Origin of the sequence: Pseudomonas sp. B21-010 (genome assembly GCF_024749325.1) — a bacterium.
GTDB classification, from domain to species: domain Bacteria; phylum Pseudomonadota; class Gammaproteobacteria; order Pseudomonadales; family Pseudomonadaceae; genus Aquipseudomonas; species Aquipseudomonas kilonensis.
The window spans coordinates 116545-139375 of the sequence record NZ_CP087198.1; the positions used below are offsets into that span (position 1 = coordinate 116545).

The window sequence follows — 22831 nt, forward strand, 5'->3', positions numbered from 1 at the left end:
AAGCACTGGCCTATGCATATTCGGCATAATGTCGGTGTGACGTCGGCGGTGCGACGAACGTGTGACCTGTTTTGGTGCGTTTAAGGGAGGCGTGATGAATCTTGAAAGCAAATGGCTTGAGGACTTCAGTGCCCTGGCCGCTACCCGCAGTTTCTCCCAGGCGGCCGAGCGGCGTTTCGTGACGCAACCGGCGTTCAGCCGGCGAATCCGCAGCCTCGAGGCGGCGCTGGGGCTGACCCTGGTCAACCGTTCGCGCACGCCCGTCGAGCTGACGGCGGCGGGGCAGTTGTTCCTGGTGACGGCGCGCACGGTGGTCGAGCAACTGGGTGAAGTGTTGCGCCATTTGCATCACCTGGAGGGCGGACAGGGCGAAGTCATACAAGTGGCCGCCGCCCACTCCCTGGCGCTGGGTTTCTTCCCGCGCTGGATCGCCCAGCTGCGCAACGAAGGGATGAACATCGCCACGCGGCTGGTGGCGACCAACGTCGGCGATGCTGTCCACGCCTTGCGTGAAGGGGGCTGCGACCTGATGCTGGCCTTCTACGATCCGGATTCGGCCATGCAGATGGACCCGGAGATTTTCCCGTCGCTGCACCTGGGCCAGACCGAGATGCTCCCGGTGTGCGCCGCCGATGCCGATGGCAAGCCGCTGTTCGACCCTGAAGGCGAGGCCAGCGTGCCGCTGCTGGCCTACAGCGCCGGGGCCTTCCTCGGGCGTTCGGTCAACCAGTTGTTGCGCCAGCGGGCGCTGCGATTCACCACGATCTACGAGACGGCCATGGCCGACAGCCTCAAGAGCATGGCCCTGGAAGGCCTGGGTATCGCCTGGGTGCCGCACCTGAGCGTACGCGCCGAACTGGCCCGGGGCGAACTGGTGATCTGCGGCGGCCCGCAATGGCACGTGCCGTTGGAGATCCGCTTGTACCGCTGCGCCCTGGTGCGCAAGGCCAATGTGCGGTTGTTGTGGCGCAAGCTCGAAGGTGGCGTGGCGCAGGGTGCTATTGGATCTTGAATCCAACGCAGTCCCCTTTGTGGGATGTCACTGATATCAGGACCATCACCGAGCCCTTGTGGGAGCGAGCTTGCTCGCGATGACGGACTGACATTCACAGTTGCATTGACTGACCTATCGCTATCGCGAGCAAGCTCGCTCCCACAGGGGATTTGTGGTGTTCCGACGCTGACCTGAGAGTCAATAAAACCGCCACTTCATCGCAAATGACAGATGGTCGGCGAAAGTGCGTTTAACGCACCATTTTCGGTATACTGCCCGGCCTTCGGTCGGCTTGCCCGGCCATAATTCGTACAACAAGCCACGCCGGTTTCCTGCGTGGCTTGTTGTTTTTTGACGCGCCTGCGGGCGCCCAGAGAGAAGAGGCACGACGATGAGTGCACTGGTTGGCGTGATCATGGGCTCCAAGTCCGATTGGTCCACCCTTAGCCACACCGCCGATATGCTGGAAAAGCTCGGCATCCCTTACGAGGTGAAAGTGGTCTCCGCCCACCGTACCCCGGACCTGCTGTTCCAGTACGCCGAAGAGGCCGAGGCGCGTGGCATCGAGGTGATCATCGCCGGTGCCGGTGGCGCCGCCCATTTGCCAGGCATGTGTGCGGCCAAGACCCACCTGCCGGTGCTGGGCGTGCCGGTCCAGTCTGCGATGCTTTCGGGCGTCGATTCGTTGCTGTCGATCGTGCAGATGCCAGCCGGCATCCCGGTCGCGACCCTGGCCATCGGCAAGGCTGGCGCGATCAACGCGGCCCTGCTGTCGGCGAGCATCCTGGGCGCCAAGCATCCACAATTTCATACCGTGCTGAAAAAATTCCGCGCTGAGCAGACAGACAGCGTCCTGGACAATCCAGACCCACGCATTGCCTGAGGTTGTTGACGAATGAAGATCGGTGTAATCGGTGGCGGCCAGTTGGGTCGCATGTTGGCCCTGGCAGGTACGCCGCTGGGGATGAACTTCGCTTTCCTGGACCCGGCGCCGGACGCCTGTGCTAGCGCGTTGGGTGAACACCTGCGGGCCGACTACGGCGACCAGGATCACCTGCGTCAATTGGCCGATGAAGTTGACCTGGTGACCTTCGAGTTCGAAAGCGTCCCGGCCGAAACCGTGGCTTTCCTGTCCCAGTTCGTCCCGGTCTACCCGAGCGCCGAAGCCTTGCGGATCGCCCGCGACCGCTGGTTCGAAAAGAACATGTTCAAGGACCTGGGCATTCCCACGCCGGCTTTTGCCGACATTCAGTCCCAGGCCGACCTGGACGCCGCCGTCGCTGCCATCGGCCTGCCTGCCGTGCTCAAGACCCGTACCCTGGGTTACGACGGCAAGGGCCAGAAAGTCCTGCGCAAGCCTGAAGACGTGGTCGGTACGTTCGCCGAACTCGGCAGCGTGGCCTGCCTGCTGGAAGGCTTCGTGCCGTTCACCGGGGAAGTCTCGCTGATCGCCGTGCGTGCCCGTGACGGTGAAATCCGTTTCTATCCGCTGGTGCACAACACTCACAAGGACGGCATCCTCAAGCTGTCCGTCGCCAGCACCGATCATCCGTTGCAGGCCCTGGCCGAAGACTATTCCAGCCGGGTGCTCAAGCAGCTCGATTATGTCGGCGTGATGGCGTTCGAGTTCTTTGAAGTGGATGGCGGCCTCAAGGCCAACGAAATCGCCCCTCGGGTACACAACTCCGGGCACTGGACTACCGAAGGCGCCGAGTGCAGCCAGTTCGAAAACCACCTGCGGGCGGTGGCCGGGCTGCCGCTGGGGTCGACCGCCAAGGTCGGTGAGAGCGCGATGCTCAACTTCATCGGCAAGGTGCCGGACAGCGAGAAAGTCCTGTCGATCGCTGACTGCCATTTGCATCACTATGGCAAGGCGTTCAAGGCCGGGCGCAAGGTCGGTCACGCCAACCTGCGTTGCGCGGACCGGGCGACGTTGGCGCAGCAGATCATCAAGGTCGAGACGCTGATCGCCGAGCAATAATCTGCAACATCGGTGGAACCATTCGTCGGCTAATCTCTCTCATGGCTAAGTGCCAAAGTCTGTCTAGGCTTTGGCATAGCTATCCAACCAGAGGGCAATGCCATGGGAATCATCGGAACCATTTTTATCGGCTTGATCGTTGGCCTGCTGGCACGCTTCCTGAAACCGGGCGATGACAGCATGGGCTGGATCATGACCATCCTGCTCGGTATCGGCGGTTCGTTGGCGGCCACGTACGGCGGCCAGGCCCTGGGTATCTACCAGGCCGGCCAAGGTGCTGGTTTCATCGGGGCCCTGGTGGGCGCGGTGGTATTGCTGGTGATCTACGGCCTGATCAAAAGAAACTGATTCAAATGCGACAAAGCCCTCTCTGCCTGGCGCGCAGAGGGGGCTAGAATGCTCGGCGTTTCACTTTCCTCTCATTGCCGAGCCCTTTCATGCGCCGTCTAGTGTTGACCCTTCTTCTGCTGGGCAGTGGCCTGGCCCATGCTGCCGAGCTGCCGGAAACCGACTGGCTCGAACTGATGCCCAAGTCGGACCAGAAAGCCCTCGAGGCCATGCCCGAGATCGACCACGACTCCCCCGAAGCCAATGGCACCTTCACCGAAAAAGGTGGCCTGAAGCAAAGCAAAGGCTTGCCGGCGGTGATGTATTCGACCAAGACCGTGGCGTCGATGAACGACAAGCATATCCGCATCGGTGGTTACCCGGTGCCGCTGGAAACCGACGCCAAGGGCCGCAGCACGCTGTTTTTCCTGGTGCCTTACCCTGGCGCCTGCATCCACGTCCCACCGCCACCGCCAAATCAGTTGGTGCTGGTGCGCTATCCCAAGGGCCTGAAGCTGGATGACATCTATACACCGCTGTGGGTGACCGGCACGCTGAAGATCGAAAAAGTCGACAACGATCTGGCGAGTGCGGCGTATGCGCTGGAGGCGGAGAAGGTGCGGGTGGTGCAGGAGGCGGATTTGTAATAGGCCTGTTGGCCTGACACAAATCCCAATGTGGGAGCGAGCTTGCTCGCGATGGCGGTGTGTCAGTCGACGCTGATGTTGACTGTCATGGCGCTATCGCGAGCAAGCTCGCTCCCACAGGTTTTTTTTGGTGTGGTTTAGAGCGGCTTGCTGCCGATGCTCACGCCCAGGGTATGGCTGGCCTGCGGCAACAACGTCACCACATCGTCCATCACGTTCGCCGTCTCGATGCACAGCATGCGCTGCCAGCCGTCGTCGGCCATGTCGCTGAAGGCCTTGGCGCGTTCGGTCCAGGGGTTCCAGATCACCGCCGAGCGTGAGCCGCTGCTCGTCAGCTCGATCCGGCGTTCCCACTGCGGGTCGATGATGCTCAGCTTTGGCGGGGTATCGAGGTAGATGCGGTCGGTCTCGCCAGCAAAGTGCAGGTTGCCGGCCTGGGTGACGGTTTTCCAGTCGTCCAGGGTCTCGATGTAGCTCAGGCCATCGACCCCTTCGACCTGCACGTTGCGCACGTCGCTCACGGCAAAGTAGCTGTGCAGCGCCTGGCTGAGGCTGACGGTTTCGCTGCCACGGTTATGGCTGGTGAGGCGGATATGCAGTTGCTCGTCCATCACGATGGCCAGCGTCAGGTCGACCTGATGAGGCCAGCCCGCAAGGCCGTTCTCGGGGTAGGGCAGCACGAATTCCACCTTGAGGCTTGCGCCTTCGGCTTCGATGCCCTTCAACTCCCAATCCATCGTCCGCACCAGGCCGTGGGCGGTGGCCGGATCGTTGCTCACGCGCATGGCCTGTACGCTGTCGGGGTTGCGCGTCAGGTTGCCGAACCACGGCCAGCACACCGGCACGCCCGCGCGGATGCTCTTGCCGGCCTTGAACGTGGCCTGGTCGTTGAGCCAGATCAGCGGCGGCTGGCCGTCCACTTGATAACTGAGGATATGCGCGCCTTGTTGGGCCACCAGCAACTCGGCCTGGCCGTGGCGGATGCGCCAGGCGTTCAGTTCATCCAGTTTGACGGCTTCGACGTTGGGCGTAGGCATGTTGCAAATCTCGCTCGGGAACAGGGACTGCAATGGACCGCAAAACGGCCGCCGTGTTTAACGGGCGCGCGGCGGAACCGAGCGGGTGCGACCGCTGCCGTCGATGGCGACGAAGACAAATACCGCCTCGGTCACCTTGCGCCATTCACTGGACAGCGGGTCGTCGCTCCAGACTTCGACCATCATCTGGATCGAACTGCGGCCGATTTCCAGCGCCTGGGTATAAAAGGAAAGCTGCGCCCCCACTGCCACCGGCACGAGGAACGCCATGCGATCGATCGCCACGGTGGCCACGCGTCCGCCGGCCACTTTGCTGGCCATGGCGGTACCGGCCAGGTCCATCTGGGACACCAGCCAGCCGCCGAAAATATCGCCGAAGCCGTTGGTCTCGCGAGGGAGCGCGGTGATTTGCAGGGCCAGGTCGCCTTGCGGGATTGGATCTTCTTGTTCGAGCTCTATCATGCCGGGGGGGCCTCTGACCCGTAACGCTGTCTTGTACTTCAGGTGAATAGCCGTCTTTGTAAAAAACGATTCAGCCCGAACATACTGCGTTCGTCACGTTTTTCGTAAAGGCGTGCCAAAGGGAAACTCTGCGAAACCGGCTGGTTTTGGTACTACACCACCAACGACGTTTTCGCACAGCAACCCCTTACAGAGTACTGCAAGGTTGCGAGTATATCGGGCGATAGACGTCGAGACGACCACTCGGTTCTGATTTTGACTATCAAATACGCACCTCTATGTGCTTTTTCGAACAATTTGCTATCGTGCCGGACCTGCCCAGGCCCCCAACCCGTGTCAACAGGGTTGCAGAACCAACTATAAGAGAAGTCCTTGCCATGACCACTGCGCCTTCGAGCACGGCGACGCCCGCACAACCGGCACGTCCATTGACCCGCAACGATTACAAGACCCTGTCGCTTTCTGCCTTGGGCGGTGCGCTGGAGTTCTACGATTTCATCATTTTCGTGTTCTTTGCCACCGTGGTCGGCAAATTGTTCTTCCCTGCCGAAATGCCCGAGTGGCTGCGCTTGATGCAGACGTTCGGCATTTTTGCCGCCGGTTACCTGGCCCGGCCGCTGGGCGGGATCGTCATGGCCCATTTCGGTGACCTGCTGGGGCGCAAGAAGATGTTCACCCTGAGCATTTTCATGATGGCGGTGCCGACCCTGATCATGGGCCTGCTGCCCACTTATGCACAGATCGGCATGTGGGCGCCCATCCTGCTGTTGCTGATGCGGGTGATCCAGGGCGCGGCCATCGGCGGGGAAGTGCCGGGTGCCTGGGTATTCGTTTCCGAACACGTTCCGGCGCGCCACATCGGCTATGCCTGCGGCACGCTGACCTGCGGCCTGACGGCGGGGATTTTGTTGGGTTCGCTGGTCGCCACGGCGATCAACAGCATTTATACACCGGTGGAAGTGGCCGATTACGCCTGGCGGATCCCGTTCCTGCTGGGTGGCGTGTTCGGGCTGTTTTCGGTGTATCTGCGCCGCTGGTTGCACGAAACCCCGGTGTTCGCCGAGCTGCAACTGCGCAAGGCCCTGGCAGAGGAAGTGCCGCTGCGGGCCGTGTTGCGTGATCACCGCGGCGCCATCGCCATTTCCATGCTGTTGACCTGGCTGCTGTCGGCCGGCGTCATTGTGGTCATCCTGATGACACCGACCGTGCTGCAGACGGTGTACCACTTCAGTCCGACCACTGCGTTGCAGGCCAACAGCCTGGCGATCGTGTTCCTGAGTCTCGGTTGCATCGGTGCGGGTGTGCTGGCCGATCGTTTTGGTGCTGGCCGGGTGTTTGTCTTCGGCAGCGGTTTGCTGTTGATCACGTTCTGGACCTTCTACCACTGCCTGTTCGATCACCCCGAATGGCTGTTTCCGCTGTATGCCTTGAGTGGCTTGCTGGTAGGTACCATCGGCGCGGTGCCTTATGTCATGGTCAATGCTTTCCCGGCCGTGGTGCGTTTCAGCGGCTTGTCGTTCTCCTACAACCTGGCCTATGCAATCTTCGGCGGATTGACGCCGATGATCGTGACCCTGCTGTTGAAAGAGAGCTCGATGGGGCCGGCGTATTACGTGGCGGCCATCTGTGGGATCGGGGTTGTGGTGGGCGGTTATCTCTGGAAGAAGGGGCGCTAGGTCTGGCCTGATCGCGAGCAAGCTCGCTCCCACAAGGGTTCTGCGTTCACCGCAAAGCCCCTGTGGGAGCGAGCTTGCTCGCGATGGGGAACGCCACAGAATCATCCTGCAAAACTCGATACTGGCCTTTCATCCAATTGTCATATTTCAGCCATAGAGTGTTCACACGGCTTACCGATACTTGGCCGACTTAACACACCCTATCTGCTAGGAGTAAGGCATGAAACTGAAGCGTTTGATGGCGGCAATGACTTTTGTCGCTGCTGGCGTTGCGACTGCCAACGCGGTTGCCGCTGTTGACCCTGCGATCCCGAGCTACACCAAGACCACTGGTGTATCGGGCAACCTGTCCAGCGTCGGCTCCGATACCCTGGCCAACCTGATGACCTTGTGGGCCGAGAACTACAAGAAAGAATACCCGAACGTAAACATCCAGATTCAGGCCGCCGGTTCCTCCACCGCGCCACCTGCGCTCACCGAAGGCACCTCCAACCTGGGCCCGATGAGCCGCAAGATGAAGGACAACGAGCTGCAAGCCTTCGAACAGAAGTACGGCTACAAGCCAACCGCTATCCCGGTTGCCGTGGACGCCCTGGCAGTATTCGTACACAAGGACAACCCGATCCAGCACCTGACCATGGAACAGGTCGATGCGATCTTCTCGTCGACTCGCCTGTGCGGCGCGAAAGCCGACGTGAAAACCTGGGGCGACCTGGGTGTGACCGGCGACCTGGCCAACAAGCCAGTGCAACTGTTCGGTCGTAACTCGGTATCCGGCACCTACGGCTACTTCAAGGAAGAAGCCCTGTGCAAAGGCGACTACAAGCCAAACGTCAACGAACAACCAGGCTCGGCTTCGGTCGTGCAGTCGATCAGCTCTTCGCTGAACGGCGTTGGTTACTCGGGCATCGGCTACAAGACCGCCAGCGTGAAGACCGTGGCCCTGGCCAAGAAAGGCAGCACTGAGTTCATCGAAGACACCGAAGAAAACGCCCTGAACGGCAAGTACCCGCTGTCGCGCTTCCTCTACGTTTACGTCAACAAGGCACCGAACAAGCCTCTGGCCCCGCTGGAAGCCGAGTTCGTGAAGCTGGTCCTGTCCAAGCAAGGCCAGGAAGTTGTAGTCAAGGACGGTTACATCCCGTTGCCAGCCAAAGTAGCCGCCAAGGCACTGGCTGACCTGGGTCTGTCGGAAGGCGGCAGCGTCGCCAAGAAGTAATACCTGAGCCCGGGCCGAAGTCCGGACTCCTGTGGGAGCGGGCTTGTTCGCGAAGAGGTCAGTGCATTCAACAGGGATGTTGACTGACTTTGCGAGCAAGCTGTCCCACAACCCCAAATTCCTGTCCGCTGCCGGTTCCCTCGGCGGCGGATTTGTTGCGTCACTGCATTGTCATCTTTCTGTCATACAGGATCGCTAGGGTGTGCGCATGAATGATCTGGCCAATTCCACAATGACTACGACTTCCCCTCCCAAGCGCATTGACTTCAATACGCCTGAGCTGCAACGCAAGCGCCGTATTCGCGCGCTCAAGGATCGCCTGACCCGCTGGTACGTGCTGGTCGGCGGCCTCGCTGTCCTGGCTGCCATTACGTTGATCTTCTTCTTCCTGGCCTACGTGGTGCTGCCCCTGTTCCAGGGCGCGGACCTGACCGCCAAGGACTCGATCACCCCGGCCTGGATGCAAGACGCCGGCAAACCCTTGATGATCTCCATCGAAGAGCAGAACCAGGTCGCCATGCGGATTTCCGACAAGGGCCAGGCGCTGTTCTTCGACCTCAGCAGTGGCGCCGAACTGCGCCGCGTCGACCTGCCGATTCCGGCCGGCGCCAGCGTGACCGCCATTGGCGAAGACCAGCCCGGCAGCCCGCTGGTGGCAATCGGTCTGTCCAACGGCCAGGCCCTGGTATTCCGCCACACCTATAAGGTCAGCTACCCGGACGGCAAGAAAACCATCTCGCCTGCCGTCGAATACCCTTACGGCGAGACGCCCATCGCATTGAACGAACAGGGCGCGGCCCTGGAACATGTCAGCCTCAACGCCACCGATTCGACCCTGCTGCTGGCCGGTTCCAGCGGTGCCCAGCTGCAAGTGCTGTCGCTCACCAGCGAAGAAAACATGATGACCGGTGAGGTCACCAGCGAGCAGACCCGCATCGACCTGCCGCAGATGACCGAGCCGGTGAAGAACATCTTCGTCGACCCGCGCCAGCAATGGCTGTATGTGGTCAACGGGCGTGCCCAGGCCGACGTGTTCAGCCTGCGGGACAAGAGCCTCAACGGCCGCTACAAACTGCTCGAGAACGCCGACGCCCAAGTCACCGCCGCCACCCAGCTGGTGGGCGGGATCTCGCTGATCATCGGCGACTCCAAGGGTGGCCTGGCCCAGTGGTTCATGGCCCGCGATCCGGACGGCGAGTTGCGCTTCAAACAGATTCGTACGTTCCAGATGGGCAGCACGCCGATTGTTGAAATCAGCGCCGAAGAGCGTCGCAAGGGCTTCGTTGCGCTCGACGCGGCCGGCAAGCTTGGTGTGTTCCACAGCACCGCCCACCGCACCTTGTTGGTGGACCAGGTGGTCGATGGCCAAGGCCTGTTCGGCATGTCGCCACGGGCCAACCGCCTGATCGTTGAACAGGGCGGCAAGCTGCAACCGCTGACGCTGGACAACCCGCACCCGGAAGTTTCGTGGAGCGCGCTGTGGAGCAAGGTCTGGTATGAGAACTACGACGAACCCAAGTACGTCTGGCAATCGACCGCCGCCAATACCGACTTCGAACCCAAGCTGAGCCTCTCGCCGCTGACCTTCGGTACCCTGAAAGCGGCGTTCTACGCGATGCTGCTGGCCGCGCCGCTGGCGGTCGCCGCGGCGATCTACACCGCCTATTTCATGGCCCCGGGCATGCGCCGCAAGGTCAAGCCGGTGATCGAACTGATGGAAGCCATGCCGACGGTGATCCTCGGCTTCTTCGCCGGCCTGTTCCTGGCGCCGTACGTCGAAGGGCATCTGCCAGGTATTTTCAGCCTGCTGATGTTGCTGCCAATCGGCATCCTGGTCGCCGGTTTCGTCTTCAGCCGCCTGCCGGAATCCATTCGCCTGAGAGTGCCGGATGGCTGGGAAAGCGCCCTGTTGATCCCGGTGATCCTGTTCGTGGGCTGGCTCTCGCTGTACATGAGCCCGTACATGGAAGCCTGGTTCTTCGGCGGCGACATGCGCATGTGGATCTCCCATGACCTGGGCATCACCTACGACCAGCGCAACGCTCTGGTGGTCGGTCTGGCGATGGGCTTCGCGGTGATCCCGAACATCTACTCCATCGCCGAAGACGCCGTGTTCAGCGTGCCGCGCGGCCTGACCCTGGGCTCCCTGGCCCTCGGTGCCACGCCGTGGCAGACCATGACCCGCGTGGTCATCCTCACCGCCAGCCCCGGTATCTTCTCGGCGCTGATGATCGGCATGGGCCGTGCGGTGGGCGAGACCATGATCGTGTTGATGGCCACCGGTAACACGCCGGTCATGGAAATGAACCTGTTCGAAGGCTTGCGCACCCTGGCGGCCAACGTGGCGGTGGAGATGCCCGAGTCGGAAGTCGGCGGCAGCCATTACCGCGTGCTGTTCCTGTCGGCCCTGGTGCTGTTGTTGTTCACCTTCGTCATGAACACCCTCGCCGAGCTGATCCGTCAGCGTCTGCGCAAGAAATATTCGTCGCTTTAAGAAAGGTAGAAGTCTGTGAAACAGAACTCCCTGAAAGGATGGTTCAAGAGCGGCGCCCCCGGCGTCTGGATCAGCGGTGGCGCGGTGTCCATCGCGGTCATCATGACCATTGGCCTGCTGGCGGTGATCGCCGTGCGCGGCCTGGGCCACTTCTGGCCGGCGGACCTGGTCCATGCCAACTACAACGTGCCGGGCATGCCTGCGCACCTGGTGGTCGGCGAAGTCGTACAGAAAGAAGAAGTGCCGCGCGAGCGCCTGAAAAGTGCCGGCCTGCCGGTGCCGGACGAAGGCCCGGAGTTCATGACCCGCGAACTGATCAAGGTGGGTAACCGGGACCTGAACGGTACTGACTTCACCTGGATTGTCGGCGAGTGGCTGACCAACCAGACCACGCCGCCGGAACTGATGGCGATCGAGCGCCGTGAGTGGGGCAACTTCTACGGCTACCTGGTCAACGTCAAGGAAGACGGCAAGGTCATCGCCGAAGGCGAGGCCGCCTGGCCGCAACTGCAGGCTCGCGTACAGCGGGTCAACCAGTTGGCCGCCGAGCTCAAGACCCTGGAAAAAGTCGACATCGGTGCAATCAACGCTGGCCTGGAGCGCATCCGCCTGCACGGTCGCAAACTGGAGCTGGACGGCAAGCTCGACGCCGCCGCCCAAGCCGACCTGGAAAGCGAGCGCGCCGAACTCAATGCCCGTTACAAGGATATCGAAGCGCGCCTGTCCGACCTGCATGCACAATTCAACCGCGACAGCCTGACTGCCCGCGATGCCAACGGCAAGGAAGTGGAAATCGGTATCGGCAAGGTAGTACACGCTTATCAACCGAACGGCATGGGCACCTTTACCAAGCTCGGTTTCTATTTCAGCAAGGTCTGGGAATTCCTTAGCGACGACCCTCGTGAAGCCAACACCGAAGGCGGCATCTTCCCGGCGATTTTCGGCACCGTGATGATGACGCTGATCATGGCGATGATTGTGACGCCGTTCGGTGTGCTGGCGGCGGTCTATCTGCGTGAATATGCCCGTCAGGGCCCGATGACCCGCCTGATCCGCATCGCGGTGAACAACCTCGCGGGCGTTCCGGCCATCGTCTACGGTGTGTTTGGCCTGGGCTTCTTCGTCTACGTGCTGGGTGGTTCGGTCGACCGCTTGTTCTTCCCCGAGGCCTTGCCGGCGCCGACCTTCGGCACCCCGGGTCTGCTCTGGGCGTCCCTGACCCTGGCGCTGCTGGCGGTGCCGGTGGTGATCGTGGCCACCGAGGAAGGCCTGGCGCGGATTCCGCGTACCGTGCGCGAAGGCTCCCTGGCCCTCGGCGCGACCAAGGCCGAGACCCTGTGGAAAATCGTCCTGCCCATGGCGAGCCCGGCGATGATGACCGGCATGATCCTCGCCGTGGCCCGTGCCGCCGGTGAAGTGGCGCCATTGATGCTGGTAGGCGTGGTGAAACTGGCCCCGTCGCTGCCGCTGGACGGCAACTACCCGTACCTGCACCTGGACCAGAAGATCATGCACCTGGGCTTCCATATCTATGACGTGGGCTTCCAGAGCCCGAACGTCGAAGCGGCGCGACCGCTGGTGTACGCCACGGCGCTGCTGCTGGTGCTGGTGATCGCCACGCTCAACCTGTCGGCGGTGTGGATCCGTAACCACCTGCGCGAGAAGTACAAAGCACTGGATAGCTGATGGTCTGTGGGAGCGAGCTTGCTCGCGAAGCTTCTGGCGGCCTCGAGGGCCCCTTCGCGAGCAAGCTCGCTCCCACACTGATCGGCGTTCACCGAAATTTTATGGGGCCGCCACAAAGGCGTTCCGAACCGAATTTGTTAGCACAGGGAGCCTCCCATGCAACACGAAGCACATACACACGGCATCAACATGTCGGCCCTGGGCCGCGACAAGCAGAGCCTGGACCTGGCCCAGGAAACCGTCGCCATCGAAGTGCCCGGCCTGAACCTGTTCTACGGCGAGAAGCAGGCGCTGTATGACGTCAGCCTGAACATCCCGAAACAGCGCGTCACCGCGTTCATCGGCCCGTCGGGCTGCGGCAAGTCGACCTTGCTGCGCACCTTCAACCGCATGAACGACCTGGTGGACGGCTGCCGCGTCGAAGGGGAAATCAACCTCTACGGCAACAACATCTACCGCAAGGGCGAAGACGTGGCCGAGTTGCGTCGTCGCGTGGGCATGGTGTTCCAGAAGCCCAACCCGTTCCCGAAAACCATCTACGAGAACGTGGTCTACGGCTTGCGCATCCAGGGCATCAACAAGAAGCGCATCCTCGACGAAGCCGTGGAATGGGCGCTCAAGGGCGCGGCGCTGTGGGATGAGGTCAAGGACCGCCTGCATGAGTCGGCCCTGGGCCTGTCCGGCGGTCAACAGCAGCGTCTGGTGATCGCCCGCACCATCGCCGTGGAGCCGGAAGTGCTGCTGCTCGACGAACCCTGCTCGGCCCTGGACCCGATCTCGACGCTGAAAGTCGAAGAACTGATCTACGAGCTCAAGTCCAAGTTCACCATCGTCATCGTGACCCACAACATGCAACAGGCGGCGCGGGTTTCCGACTACACCGCGTTCATGTACATGGGCAAACTGGTGGAATTCGGCGATACCGATACGCTGTTCACCAATCCGGCCAAGAAGCAGACCGAGGACTACATCACCGGTCGCTACGGCTAGTCGAGGCAGCTGCATAGCCGCACTGCGCTATCAGGATCAACATTTAACTGCTTGAAGCTTGCAGCTTGAAGCTTGCAACTTTCGCGGAGCGAACAAGATGATTTCGAAGGAAGGCCTTACTCACCACATTTCCGCACAGTTCAACGCTGAGCTTGAGGAAGTGCGCAGTCACTTGCTGGCCATGGGCGGGCTGGTGGAAAAGCAGGTCAACGATGCGGTGACCGCGCTGATCGAGGCCGACTCCGGCCTGGCTCAGCAGGTGCGTGAAATCGATGACCAGATCAACCAGATGGAGCGCAACATTGACGAGGAGTGCCTGCGTATCCTGGCCCGTCGTCAGCCGGCGGCTTCCGACCTGCGCCTGATCATCAGTATCTCCAAGTCGGTGATCGATCTTGAGCGGATCGGCGACGAAGCCACCAAGATCGCCCGTCGTGCCATTCAGTTGTGCGAAGAAGGCGAGGCGCCGCGCGGTTACGTCGAGGTTCGCCACATTGGCGACCAGGTGCGCAACATGGTGCGCGATGCACTGGACGCCTTTGCCCGCTTCGACGCCGACCTGGCGTTGTCGGTGGCCCAGTACGACAAGATCATCGACCGCGAATACAAGACCGCCCTGCGCGAGCTGGCGACTTACATGATGGAAGACCCGCGCTCCATCTCCCGGGTGTTGAGCATCATCTGGGTGCTGCGTTCTCTGGAGCGTATCGGCGATCATGCGCGCAACATCTCGGAACTTGTCATCTACCTGGTGCGCGGCACCGATGTCCGGCATCTGGGACTCAAGCGCATGAAGGAAGAAGTTGAGGGCACCTCGTCCGAAACTGCTAATGTTCCGAGCGAAACTGACGATAAGTAAGATTGCCAGGAAAAGTGCCCGGCCTTCTGGTCGGGCTTTTTTTTGGGTTTTTTTTAATCGAAAGCAGCACCCCGCGAACGAAAAGTCCCGGCGTGACTGAAGGTTTTTGGCAATGTGCCATCAGTAAAAGCGGTATGCTTGCCGGGATTTTTTAGAGGTGTATCTGGATGAGTAAGGTCAGTGTGTTGGTCGTGGACGATGCTTCGTTCATTCGTGACCTGGTGAAGAAGTGCCTGCGCAACTACTTCCCGGGCGTGCGCATCGAAGACGCGGTGAACGGCAAGAAAGCCCAAGCCCTGCTGGCTCGCGAAGCGTTCGACCTAGTGTTGTGCGATTGGGAAATGCCGGAAATGTCCGGCCTGGAACTGCTGACCTGGTGTCGCCAGCAGGACAACCTCAAGGGCATGCCGTTCGTGATGGTCACCAGCCGCGGCGACAAGGAAAACGTGGTCCAGGCGATCCAGGCCGGCGTTTCCGGCTACGTCAGCAAGCCGTTCACCAACGAGCAGCTACTGACCAAGGTCAAGCAGGCCCTGCATAAGGTCGGCAAGCTCGACACGCTGATGAACAGCGCCCCGACCAAGATGAACTCGGCGTTCGGCAATGACTCCCTGAGCGCCCTGACGGGCGGCAAGGCTCCGGTTGCCGCTGTGGCTTCGGCCCCTGTCGTGAATCCTTTTGCCAAGCCGGTCGCTGCTCCCGCCGCCGCCGCTGCTGCCCCGGCCCGTGGCTTGCTCAACAGCCCACCGGTCAAGGCGCCGGTAGCCGCCACCGCTTCGTCGGCCAACCGCGGCCAGGGCCAGTTGCGCCTGTCCAGCGGCACCCAGCAATGCGTGATCAAGGCCCTGAGCCTCAAGGAAGCGCTGCTGGTGGTCAAGCGCACCGACACCCTGCCACAAGTGCTCGAAAGCGCCGTGCTGGACATGGAGCAGGGCGACAACGCCGAGACCGCGCGTCTCAACGGCTACCTGCACGCCATCGTCGCCCATGAACAGACGCCCGACAGCGAATGGTTGCAACTGACGTTCCGCTTCGTCGACAAAGACCCGCAGAAACTCGACTACATCTCCCGCCTGATCGCCCGCGGCACCGCGCAGAAGCACTTCGTACCTGGCGCTTGATTCGGCGGCGCCCTTGAGTCCGCTATCGCGAGCAAGCTCGCTCCCACACTCGGTTCAGTGAACACTGAAGATCCCTGTGGGAGCGAGCTTGCTCGCGATGGGGCCATAAGATCCAACACCGAGCGTTGATCCAATTTTGAAACATCCGTCGACTACGCTGGTCCATCCCAGCTGCTAGGCTGCTGTGCAGGCCTTCATTTTTCGACAGAACCTTTGCCCATGCTCGCTCCCCTGCTGTTTGCCTGTGGTCTTGTCCTGGCCTCCACCTCGGCCATGGCCATGACGATCTACAAATCCACCGACGCCAATGGCGTGGTGTCCTATAGCGACCGCCCCAGCAAGGGCGCCCAGGTGTTCGTGTTCCGCGACCGCATGGTCGAGCGCCTGGAGCGACAGGTATTCCTCGATATCAAGAAACAGAACGGCGCGGACGCGGTGTTCGTGCGCAACGACCTGTATGCGCCGGTGGAGATCGAGTTGAGTTTCGCCGGGCTTCGCAACGTCAGCGGGGCACCGAGCCGGCCGATTCGCCGGGTGCTGCCGGCGCGCAGCAACCTGCGCCTGGCGCTGCTCACGGCCACTGCGCCCGGGAGGCCGCTGGTCTACACCCCAAGGTTCGAATATTCCCTGGGCGACCCCGCAGGCGCGGCACAGGCCTATCAGTACCCGTTGCCGTGGCGTGGCGGGCCGTTCCGGCTGAGCCAGGGTGCCAACGGCCAGTATAGCCATTACGGCCCGAAGAACCGCTACGCCATGGACATTGCCATGCCCGTGGGCACGCCGATCATCGCGGCGCGGGGCGGCGTGGTCATCAAGACCGAAAACGAGCAGACCGGCCGCGGGGACGACCCTTCGGGCAACTTCGTGCGGGTGCTGCACGATGACGGGACCATGGGCGTCTACCTGCACTTGCAGAAAGGTTCGGTGAGCGTACGGGAAGGGCAGCGGGTCGGGGTGGGCGCGCCGTTGGCGTTGTCGGGCAATACCGGCAACAGCTCAGGCCCGCACCTGCATTTCGTGGTGCAGCGCAATACCGGCCTGGGGCTGGTGTCGATTCCCTACCAGTTCAATCAACCGGTGGGCGACCTGCCCAACTTTGCGTTGGGCAAGCAATAGCACTGGAGATTCGAGGGGCTTTTGTGGTGGAGGGATTTATCTGTGGGAGCAAGGCTTGCCCGCGATGAAAGCGACTCGGTCTTTCTGCTCTGTAGGAGCTGGCGAAGCCTGCGATCTTTTGATCTTTCGCTTGAGATTCAAGTGTCAGGGGAAAGATCGCAGCCTCGCTTCGCTCGTCAGCTCCTACAGACTCAATCGAGCATCAACACCTTCGCCAGAATGATCTTCGGCCCTTTCATCTTCTTGATGATGATCCGCAGGCCTTCGACTTCCAGCACTTCTTCCTCTTCCGGCACGCGCTTGAGGGTTTCATAGACCAACCCGGCCAGGGTTTCGGCTTCGATGTGGTCCAGGTCGATCCCCAGCAGGCGCTCGACCTTGAACAGCGGTGTATCACCGCGTACCAGCAGTTTGCCCGGCTGGTAGGCCAGGATGCCGCGTTCGGCCTTGCGGTGTTCGTCCTGGATGTCACCCACCAGCACTTCCAGCACGTCTTCCATGGTCAGGTAGCCGATGATGTTGCCGTCGGCTTCCTCGACCAAGGCGAAGTGCGAGCCGCCCTTGCGGAACTGCTCCAGCAATTGCGACAGCGGCATGTGCCGCGACACGCGCTCCAGTGGCCGGGTCAGTTCGGCCAGGTTGAACGACTCGGGAATGTGATCCAGGGCCGCCAGTTCCAGCAGCAGGTCCTTGATGTGCAGCAGGCCGACGAACTCCTGGCGCTCGCTGTCATACACCGGGTAACGGCTGAACTTGTGGCGACGGAACATCGCCAGGATTTCCTTGAGCGGCGCGTTGAACTCCAGCGTCACCAGGTCTTCCCGGGAGTTGGCCCAGTCCACCACTTCCAGCTCGCCCATTTCCACGGCCGAGGCCAGCACGCGCATGCCCTGGTCGCTCGGGTCCTGGCCACGGCTGGAGTGCAGGATCAGTTTCAGTTCTTCGCGGCTGTAATGGTGTTCGTGATGCGGGCCGGGCTCGCCTTGGCCGGCGATGCGCAGGATGGCGTTGGCGCTGGCGTTGAGCAGGTAGATCGCCGGGTACATGGCCCAGTAGAACAGGTACAGCGGCACGGCGGTCCACAGCGACAGCAGCTCGGGTTTGCGAATGGCCCAGGATTTGGGCGCCAGTTCACCGACCACGATGTGCAGGTACGAAATGATGAAGAACGCGGTGAAGAACGACACGCCCTTGATCACTTCCGGCGACTGTACGCCGACCGCGCCCAGCAACGGCTCGAGGATGTGGGCGAACGCCGGCTCGCCGACCCAGCCCAGGCCCAGGGAGGCCAGGGTGATACCCAACTGGCACGCCGACAGGTAAGCGTCGAGCTGGCTGTGAACGGTGCGCAGGATGTGCCCGCGCCAGCCGTTCTGCTCGGCAATGGCTTCGACCCGGGTCGAGCGCAACTTGACCATGGCGAATTCGGCCGCAACGAAAAAACCGTTGAGCAAAACCAGGATCAGAGCAAAAAGAATCATGCCGAATTCGGCGAAGAGTGTGAGGAGGGACAAGCCAGGGGAAGGGTCCATGATGGAGTTTTGCGGGTTCCGTATAGTCGTAGGAATTGAAAGTGAGCGCCTGAAAAGGCAGGCGCAAGTCAGTCAATGTAGCGACTGACTCGGCGATTGCCTAGGGGGCGGGCTTAATCAGCGGGGCGAGCGAGGCGTGCACGAACCACCTGGGTCGGAGCGAAATGGCAGGTAAAGGTGCTGCCATGGCCGGGTACGCTGCTGATTTCCATGCGGGCGCGATGGCGCAGCAGGACGTGTTTGACGATGGCCAGGCCCAGCCCGGTGCCGCCGGTATTGGAGTTGCGGCTGGAGTCGACACGGTAGAAGCGTTCGGTCAGGCGCGGCAGGTGTTTGCTGTCGATGCCAATGCCCGAATCGCGCACGCTCAGGTGCGCGCCTTGCTCATCGCCCCACCAGCGCACATGGATCCGGCCTTGCTCACGCGTGTATTTGACCGCGTTGAACACCAGGTTGGAAAACGCACTGCGCAGTTCCGCCTCGCTGCCTTTGAGCTGCACGGCCGCGTCGGCTTCCAGGGTGATGGTCTGCTGCTTGGAGCCGGACAGTTCCTGCGCATCTTCGACAATGGTTTGCAGCAGGTCGTCGATGGGCACTGGCTGGTTGTCCGACGGGTAATCGGTGGCTTCCAGCTTCGCCAGCAGCAACAAGTCGTTGAGCAGGGTCTGCATGCGCCCGCTTTGCTGGTGCATCTGCTGCAAGGCCCGGCTCCAGCGCGGGTTCACTTCCTCGACGTTGTCGAGCAGGGTTTCCAGGTAACCACAGATCACCGTCAACGGCGTGCGCAGTTCGTGGGAAACGTTGGCGATGAAGTCCTTGCGCATCTGTTCCAACTGATGGATGCGCGTGACGTCGCGCACCAGCATCAAATGCTCATTGTTGCCATAGCGGGTGATGTACAGCTGGATGCGTAGCCGATCATTGGTGGGCGAAGGAATCTCCAGCGGCTCGGCGTAACTGGCCTGCTCGAAATATTCCTTGAAGCGCGGATGACGCACCAGGTTGGTCACCGGCTGGCCGCTGTCCTGTGGCGTCTTGAGGCCCAGCAGGGTCTCGGCGGCGCGGTTCCACCACTCCAGGTTGCCGTCGCTGTCGAGCATGATCACCGCGTCTTTCAGCGCGGCGGTGGACTCCTGGACCCGGTCGATCACCGCTTGCAGGCGCCCGCGAACGCGCTGGTCGCGCCGTTGCAGGTGGTAGATGCTGTCGAACACCTCACCCCACAGGCCATAGCCGTCGGGCGGGGCTTCGTCGGGTTGGTGCAGGCGCAGCCATTCATGCAGGCGCAGCAATTGCTTGAGTGTCCAGGCCAGGTAAAGCCCCAGGCCCGCGGCCAGGCTCCAACCGTAATAACCACTGATCAGGCCGATCAGCAAACAGCCGGTCACCAGCAACAACATGTGGCGAATCAGGGTGCCATGCCAGTTTTGGTTCACGTGACGCGCGTCCTTGTCAGCTTTGTCGGGCGGTAAGGGCTCGGATCAGGCCTTGGTCGAAAAACGATAACCGGTGCCGCGCACGGTTTGTACCAGATTTTCATAGGCATCGCCGAGGGCCTTGCGCAGGCGCCGGATGTGCACGTCCACGGTGCGCTCCTCGACATAGACGTTGCCGCCCCAGACCTGGTCCAGCAGTTGGCCGCGGGTGTAGGCACGTTCCTGGTGAGTCATGAAAAACTGCAGCAGGCGGTATTCGGTCGGGCCCATCTCGGCGGGTTTGCCATCAATGGTCACGCGGTGGCTGATCGGGTCGAGCAGCAGGCCACCGACTTCGATGGGGGCTTCGCCATCGGTCGGCCCGGCGCGTCGCAGCACGGCCTTCAGGCGCGCCACCAACTCCCGTGGGGAAAATGGCTTGGTGATGTAGTCGTCGGCGCCGACTTCCAGGCCCTGGATCTTGTTGTCCTCTTCGCCCTTGGCGGTGAGCATGATGATCGGAATATCACCGGTCAGCTCGTCGCGCTTGAGGCGTCGCGCCAGTTCGATGCCTGACGTGCCGGGCAACATCCAGTCCAGCAGGATCAGGTCGGGTTTGCGGTCGACGATGATGGCGTGGGCCTGTTGAGAGTTTTCTGCTTCCATGCAGTCATAGCCGGCCATCTCCAACGCAACGGCGATCATCTCGCGGATGGGCGCCTCGTCGTCGACGATCAGAATGCTCCTGCCAACCATGGGGTAATCCTCTTGTCATTTAACTGTCTTGCGCCGCATTAGATAACGGAATTATTGCAGTCGTGTGACAGTTATTTCGGGGGCGGCGGTGAAAGGGATCCTGGACTAAGCTTTTCAGTCCGAATCCTGACAACCACACAAGAAGGTTTCCATGAATTACTTCACCCAATCCATCAAGGTACTGGCGGTAACGGCTGCCCTGGCGCTGCCAGCATTGGCGTTCGCGGCTGAACCGGCGATGGAAAAAGACGGCATGTTCACTGATCACAAAGGCATGACGTTGTACACGTTTGCCAAAGACTCAGGTGGCAAGTCGATGTGCAACGACAAATGCGCTGCCAACTGGCCACCGCTCAAGGCTGAAGGCGGCGACAAGTCCATGGGCGAATGGACGGTGATCAACCGTGATGACGGTACGAAGCAGTGGGCCTACGATGGGAAGCCGCTGTACACCTTTGTGAAGGACACTAAAGCTGGAGACATGACGGGTGATGGCTTGATGGACGGCGCCTGGAAGGTCGCCAAGCCCGATTGACGAGCCCAGCCAAGATGCTTTTTGTGGCGAGGGAGCTTGCTCCCGCTGGGCTGCGAAGCAGCCCCAAGATTTAGCGGTCGCTGCGCAACCGAGCGGGAGCAAGCTCCCTCGCCACAAAGGCCTTCATGACCCAAGGTTCACCGCTGGATCAGCAGCCTCAGCGCAACGCGTAATCCAGCACAATCCCCACGAAAATCGCCAACCCGGCCCAATGGTTGTGCAGGAACGCCTTGAAGCAGCGCATCCGGTCCCGGCCGCGGGTGTACCAGAACTCCCAGGCGAAGCATGCGGCAGCGGCCACCAGCCCCAGGTGGAACCAGCCGCCCAGTTGGAATTTTGACCCGGCCAGCAGCAGGCAGCCCAAGGCCAGGCCTTGCAACGTCAGGATGATCACCCGGTCGGCATCGCCAAACAGGATTGCCGTGGACTTCACGCCAATGCGCAGGTCATCGTCCCGGTCGGTCATCGCGTAATAGGTGTCGTAGCCCACCGTCCACAGCAGGTTGGCGATGTACAGCAACCAGGCGGCGGCCGGCAGATGACCGGTTTCGGCGGTGAACGCCATCGGCATGCCCCAGGAGAACGCCGCGCCCAGGACCACTTGCGGGTAGTAGGTATAGCGTTTCATGAACGGGTAGCTGAACGCCAGCGCCAAGCCACCGAGGGAGAGCAGGATGGTCGGAGCGTTGGTGCACAGCACCAGCAGGAAACTCACGCTCATCAGCACGGCGAAGAACACCAGCGCCTCTTTCGAACTGATCTTGCCGCTCACCAGCGGGCGCTGCTCGGTGCGCTTGACGTGACCGTCCACCTTGCGGTCGGCCCAGTCATTGATCACACAGCCGCCGGCGCGGGTCAGCACCACGCCGAGGACGAAGATCACCACGTTGGCGATGGACGGCGAGCCTTCACCGGCAATCCACAGCGCCCACAACGTCGGCCACAGCAGCAGGTAGATGCCGATGGGCTTGTCCATGCGGGTCAGTTGCACGAAGTCCCAGGCCCGCGGGTTCAGGCGGTTCAAGGATTTGAGCAGTTGCACGTACATCAGAAGTTCTCCGAATAGGCGCGGGCGACGGTCCACAGGCGCGGCAGGAAAATTTCCGCCACCAGCACGCTCAACGCGCCGCGGTCGAAACGTGAGCGGCGACCCCACAGCCCGCTGGCGCGCACTTCTTCCGGCAACCCGGCATCGGGGTAATGGCACACTTCGATGGCTCGGCGCTGGAACGCCTGGTCGCAAAACAGCAATTCCCCCAGGGAACGGCTACCCAGTTCGTCCATCTGCAAGCCGTCACCCTGCAAGGCGCTGCGCGCCGCCACACTGCGGGCGAACACCCACGGCTGGTCATGGCCGCGCAGATACACCTCGCGTACCCAGCCCTCGCTGCCCTCGGCCAGGTCCAGGGCGGCGCATTCGTCGGCGCGCAATGGCTGCCAGCCTTCGAACAGTGGTGTCACGCTGAAATGGCCGTCCGACAGGCGTGTGAGGCGCCGGGTCAGGGAGCCTTCGTCGAACAGCCAGTCGAGGACACCCGCATCGGGGCGAGGCGACAGCAGGGGCTGGGGCAGCCATTGGAGTGTTGGAAATATCGAATTTGTATGCGGCACAGAGGTCTTGAATGGCAGCAAATGAGGGCGCGAGCTTACCATGTCGGTCGGTGATTTTGACCGGCCCGGCCGGCTGCCCGGCTGATCGTGCTTGCATCTGTCGCAACCGATCAGTACAAAACGGCCCTGAGCCGGAAAATACCGGCCAAGGCCTGACATCTTGAGGAAGTATTGGAATGAAGAAGTGGCAATGTATCGTCTGCGGCCTGATCTACAACGAAGCTGACGGCTGGCCTGACGATGGCATCGCGCCCGGCACTCGCTGGGAGGACGTACCGGCAGACTGGCTGTGCCCGGACTGCGGTGTCGGCAAAATGGATTTCGAAATGATCGAAATCAACTGATCGTTCCTCACCTGCATGGAGAGCATCAA

General features: G+C 61.5%; 22 protein-coding genes. 15 read left to right on the forward strand and 7 right to left on the reverse strand.

All coding sequences use genetic code 11. The features are described from left to right. The first annotated feature begins 94 nt into the window (after window positions 1–94). The 5 genes from LOY50_RS00530 (at window position 95) to LOY50_RS00550 (ending at window position 3949) form a co-directional block, all read left to right on the forward strand. Window positions 95–1012 carry a LysR substrate-binding domain-containing protein gene (locus tag LOY50_RS00530; protein WP_018604704.1) on the forward strand — a complete coding sequence of 306 codons (918 nt, stop codon included), beginning with the start codon at window positions 95–97 and terminating at the stop codon, window positions 1010–1012. Between the two features lie 373 nt (window positions 1013–1385). Next, window positions 1386–1877 carry a 5-(carboxyamino)imidazole ribonucleotide mutase gene (gene purE / locus LOY50_RS00535; protein ID WP_018604706.1) on the forward strand — a complete coding sequence of 164 codons (492 nt, stop codon included), beginning with the start codon at window positions 1386–1388 and terminating at the stop codon, window positions 1875–1877. A gap of 12 nt (window positions 1878–1889) precedes the next feature. Beyond that, window positions 1890–2975 carry a 5-(carboxyamino)imidazole ribonucleotide synthase gene (locus LOY50_RS00540; protein ID WP_063323554.1) on the forward strand — a complete coding sequence of 362 codons (1086 nt, stop codon included), beginning with the start codon at window positions 1890–1892 and terminating at the stop codon, window positions 2973–2975. A gap of 102 nt (window positions 2976–3077) precedes the next feature. Beyond that, the gene (locus tag LOY50_RS00545; protein ID WP_003196372.1) at window positions 3078–3323 is read left to right on the forward strand and encodes a GlsB/YeaQ/YmgE family stress response membrane protein; all 246 of its coding nucleotides are present in this window, start codon (window positions 3078–3080) and stop codon (window positions 3321–3323) included. A gap of 89 nt (window positions 3324–3412) precedes the next feature. After that, entirely contained in the window at window positions 3413–3949 is a 537-nt protein-coding gene (locus tag LOY50_RS00550) for a DUF3299 domain-containing protein (RefSeq protein WP_214511198.1), read from the forward strand. 137 nt (window positions 3950–4086) lie between these two features. Here LOY50_RS00550 and LOY50_RS00555 read toward each other — a convergent pair whose 3' ends face one another. Both LOY50_RS00555 and LOY50_RS00560 read right to left on the reverse strand, forming a co-directional pair. Then, window positions 4087–4986, reverse strand: coding sequence for a D-hexose-6-phosphate mutarotase (locus tag LOY50_RS00555; RefSeq protein WP_258690130.1), 900 nt, complete (start codon window positions 4984–4986; stop codon window positions 4087–4089). A 57-nt stretch (window positions 4987–5043) separates the two neighbouring features. Further along, entirely contained in the window at window positions 5044–5448 is a 405-nt protein-coding gene (locus LOY50_RS00560) for an acyl-CoA thioesterase (protein ID WP_003177184.1), read from the reverse strand. Window positions 5449–5825: 377 nt separating this feature from the next. Between LOY50_RS00560 and LOY50_RS00565 the strand changes: the two genes are divergently transcribed. The 8 genes from LOY50_RS00565 (at window position 5826) to LOY50_RS00600 (ending at window position 16609) form a co-directional block, all read left to right on the forward strand. Continuing rightward, on the forward strand, window positions 5826–7124 hold the full coding sequence (locus LOY50_RS00565) for an MFS transporter (protein ID WP_214511200.1): 1299 nt from the start codon (window positions 5826–5828) through the stop codon (window positions 7122–7124). A gap of 220 nt (window positions 7125–7344) precedes the next feature. Continuing rightward, window positions 7345–8343, forward strand: a complete 999-nt coding sequence (locus LOY50_RS00570; RefSeq protein ID WP_072347557.1) for a phosphate ABC transporter substrate-binding protein PstS — start codon at window positions 7345–7347, stop codon at window positions 8341–8343. A gap of 460 nt (window positions 8344–8803) precedes the next feature. Beyond that, window positions 8804–10837: an ABC transporter permease subunit gene (locus LOY50_RS00575; RefSeq protein ID WP_253478351.1), complete on the forward strand. Its 2034-nt coding sequence runs from the start codon at window positions 8804–8806 to the stop codon at window positions 10835–10837. A gap of 15 nt (window positions 10838–10852) precedes the next feature. Further along, complete coding sequence (gene pstA / locus LOY50_RS00580) at window positions 10853–12523, forward strand: phosphate ABC transporter permease PstA (protein ID WP_253470704.1); 1671 nt, start codon at window positions 10853–10855, stop codon at window positions 12521–12523. A gap of 156 nt (window positions 12524–12679) precedes the next feature. After that, entirely contained in the window at window positions 12680–13513 is an 834-nt protein-coding gene (gene pstB, locus LOY50_RS00585) for a phosphate ABC transporter ATP-binding protein PstB (RefSeq protein WP_072411200.1), read from the forward strand. 97 nt (window positions 13514–13610) lie between these two features. After that, entirely contained in the window at window positions 13611–14372 is a 762-nt protein-coding gene (gene phoU / locus LOY50_RS00590; protein ID WP_253470706.1) for a phosphate signaling complex protein PhoU, read from the forward strand. Window positions 14373–14539: 167 nt separating this feature from the next. Next, window positions 14540–15493 (forward strand): response regulator, encoded by a 954-nt coding sequence (locus LOY50_RS00595; protein ID WP_258690131.1) that lies wholly within the window; start codon window positions 14540–14542, stop codon window positions 15491–15493. Window positions 15494–15712: 219 nt separating this feature from the next. Further along, a complete protein-coding gene (locus LOY50_RS00600; protein WP_258690132.1) occupies window positions 15713–16609 on the forward strand; it encodes a M23 family metallopeptidase in 897 nt (298 codons plus the stop codon). A 191-nt stretch (window positions 16610–16800) separates the two neighbouring features. Here LOY50_RS00600 and LOY50_RS00605 read toward each other — a convergent pair whose 3' ends face one another. From LOY50_RS00605 to phoB, 3 genes are all read right to left on the reverse strand, one after another. After that, on the reverse strand, window positions 16801–18141 hold the full coding sequence (locus LOY50_RS00605; RefSeq protein ID WP_214511205.1) for a hemolysin family protein: 1341 nt from the start codon (window positions 18139–18141) through the stop codon (window positions 16801–16803). 113 nt (window positions 18142–18254) lie between these two features. Next, window positions 18255–19541, reverse strand: a complete 1287-nt coding sequence (gene phoR, locus LOY50_RS00610; protein WP_253478354.1) for a phosphate regulon sensor histidine kinase PhoR — start codon at window positions 19539–19541, stop codon at window positions 18255–18257. 81 nt (window positions 19542–19622) lie between these two features. Next, window positions 19623–20312 (reverse strand): phosphate regulon transcriptional regulator PhoB, encoded by a 690-nt coding sequence (phoB, locus tag LOY50_RS00615; RefSeq protein WP_003177195.1) that lies wholly within the window; start codon window positions 20310–20312, stop codon window positions 19623–19625. 151 nt (window positions 20313–20463) lie between these two features. Here phoB and LOY50_RS00620 point away from each other — a divergent pair, with 151 nt between their 5' ends. Next, a complete protein-coding gene (locus tag LOY50_RS00620; RefSeq protein ID WP_214511207.1) occupies window positions 20464–20847 on the forward strand; it encodes a hypothetical protein in 384 nt (127 codons plus the stop codon). 157 nt (window positions 20848–21004) lie between these two features. Here LOY50_RS00620 and ubiA read toward each other — a convergent pair whose 3' ends face one another. Both ubiA and LOY50_RS00630 read right to left on the reverse strand, forming a co-directional pair. After that, window positions 21005–21895 carry a 4-hydroxybenzoate octaprenyltransferase gene (gene ubiA, locus LOY50_RS00625; RefSeq protein WP_046064708.1) on the reverse strand — a complete coding sequence of 297 codons (891 nt, stop codon included), beginning with the start codon at window positions 21893–21895 and terminating at the stop codon, window positions 21005–21007. Further along, window positions 21895–22458: a chorismate lyase gene (locus LOY50_RS00630; protein WP_253470712.1), complete on the reverse strand. Its 564-nt coding sequence runs from the start codon at window positions 22456–22458 to the stop codon at window positions 21895–21897. The genes ubiA and LOY50_RS00630 overlap by 1 nt, the downstream gene beginning before the upstream one ends. Before the next feature lie 176 nt (window positions 22459–22634). Between LOY50_RS00630 and LOY50_RS00635 the strand changes: the two genes are divergently transcribed. Then, a complete protein-coding gene (locus LOY50_RS00635) occupies window positions 22635–22802 on the forward strand; it encodes a rubredoxin (RefSeq protein ID WP_003177199.1) in 168 nt (55 codons plus the stop codon). The last annotated feature ends 29 nt before the right edge of the window (window positions 22803–22831 follow it).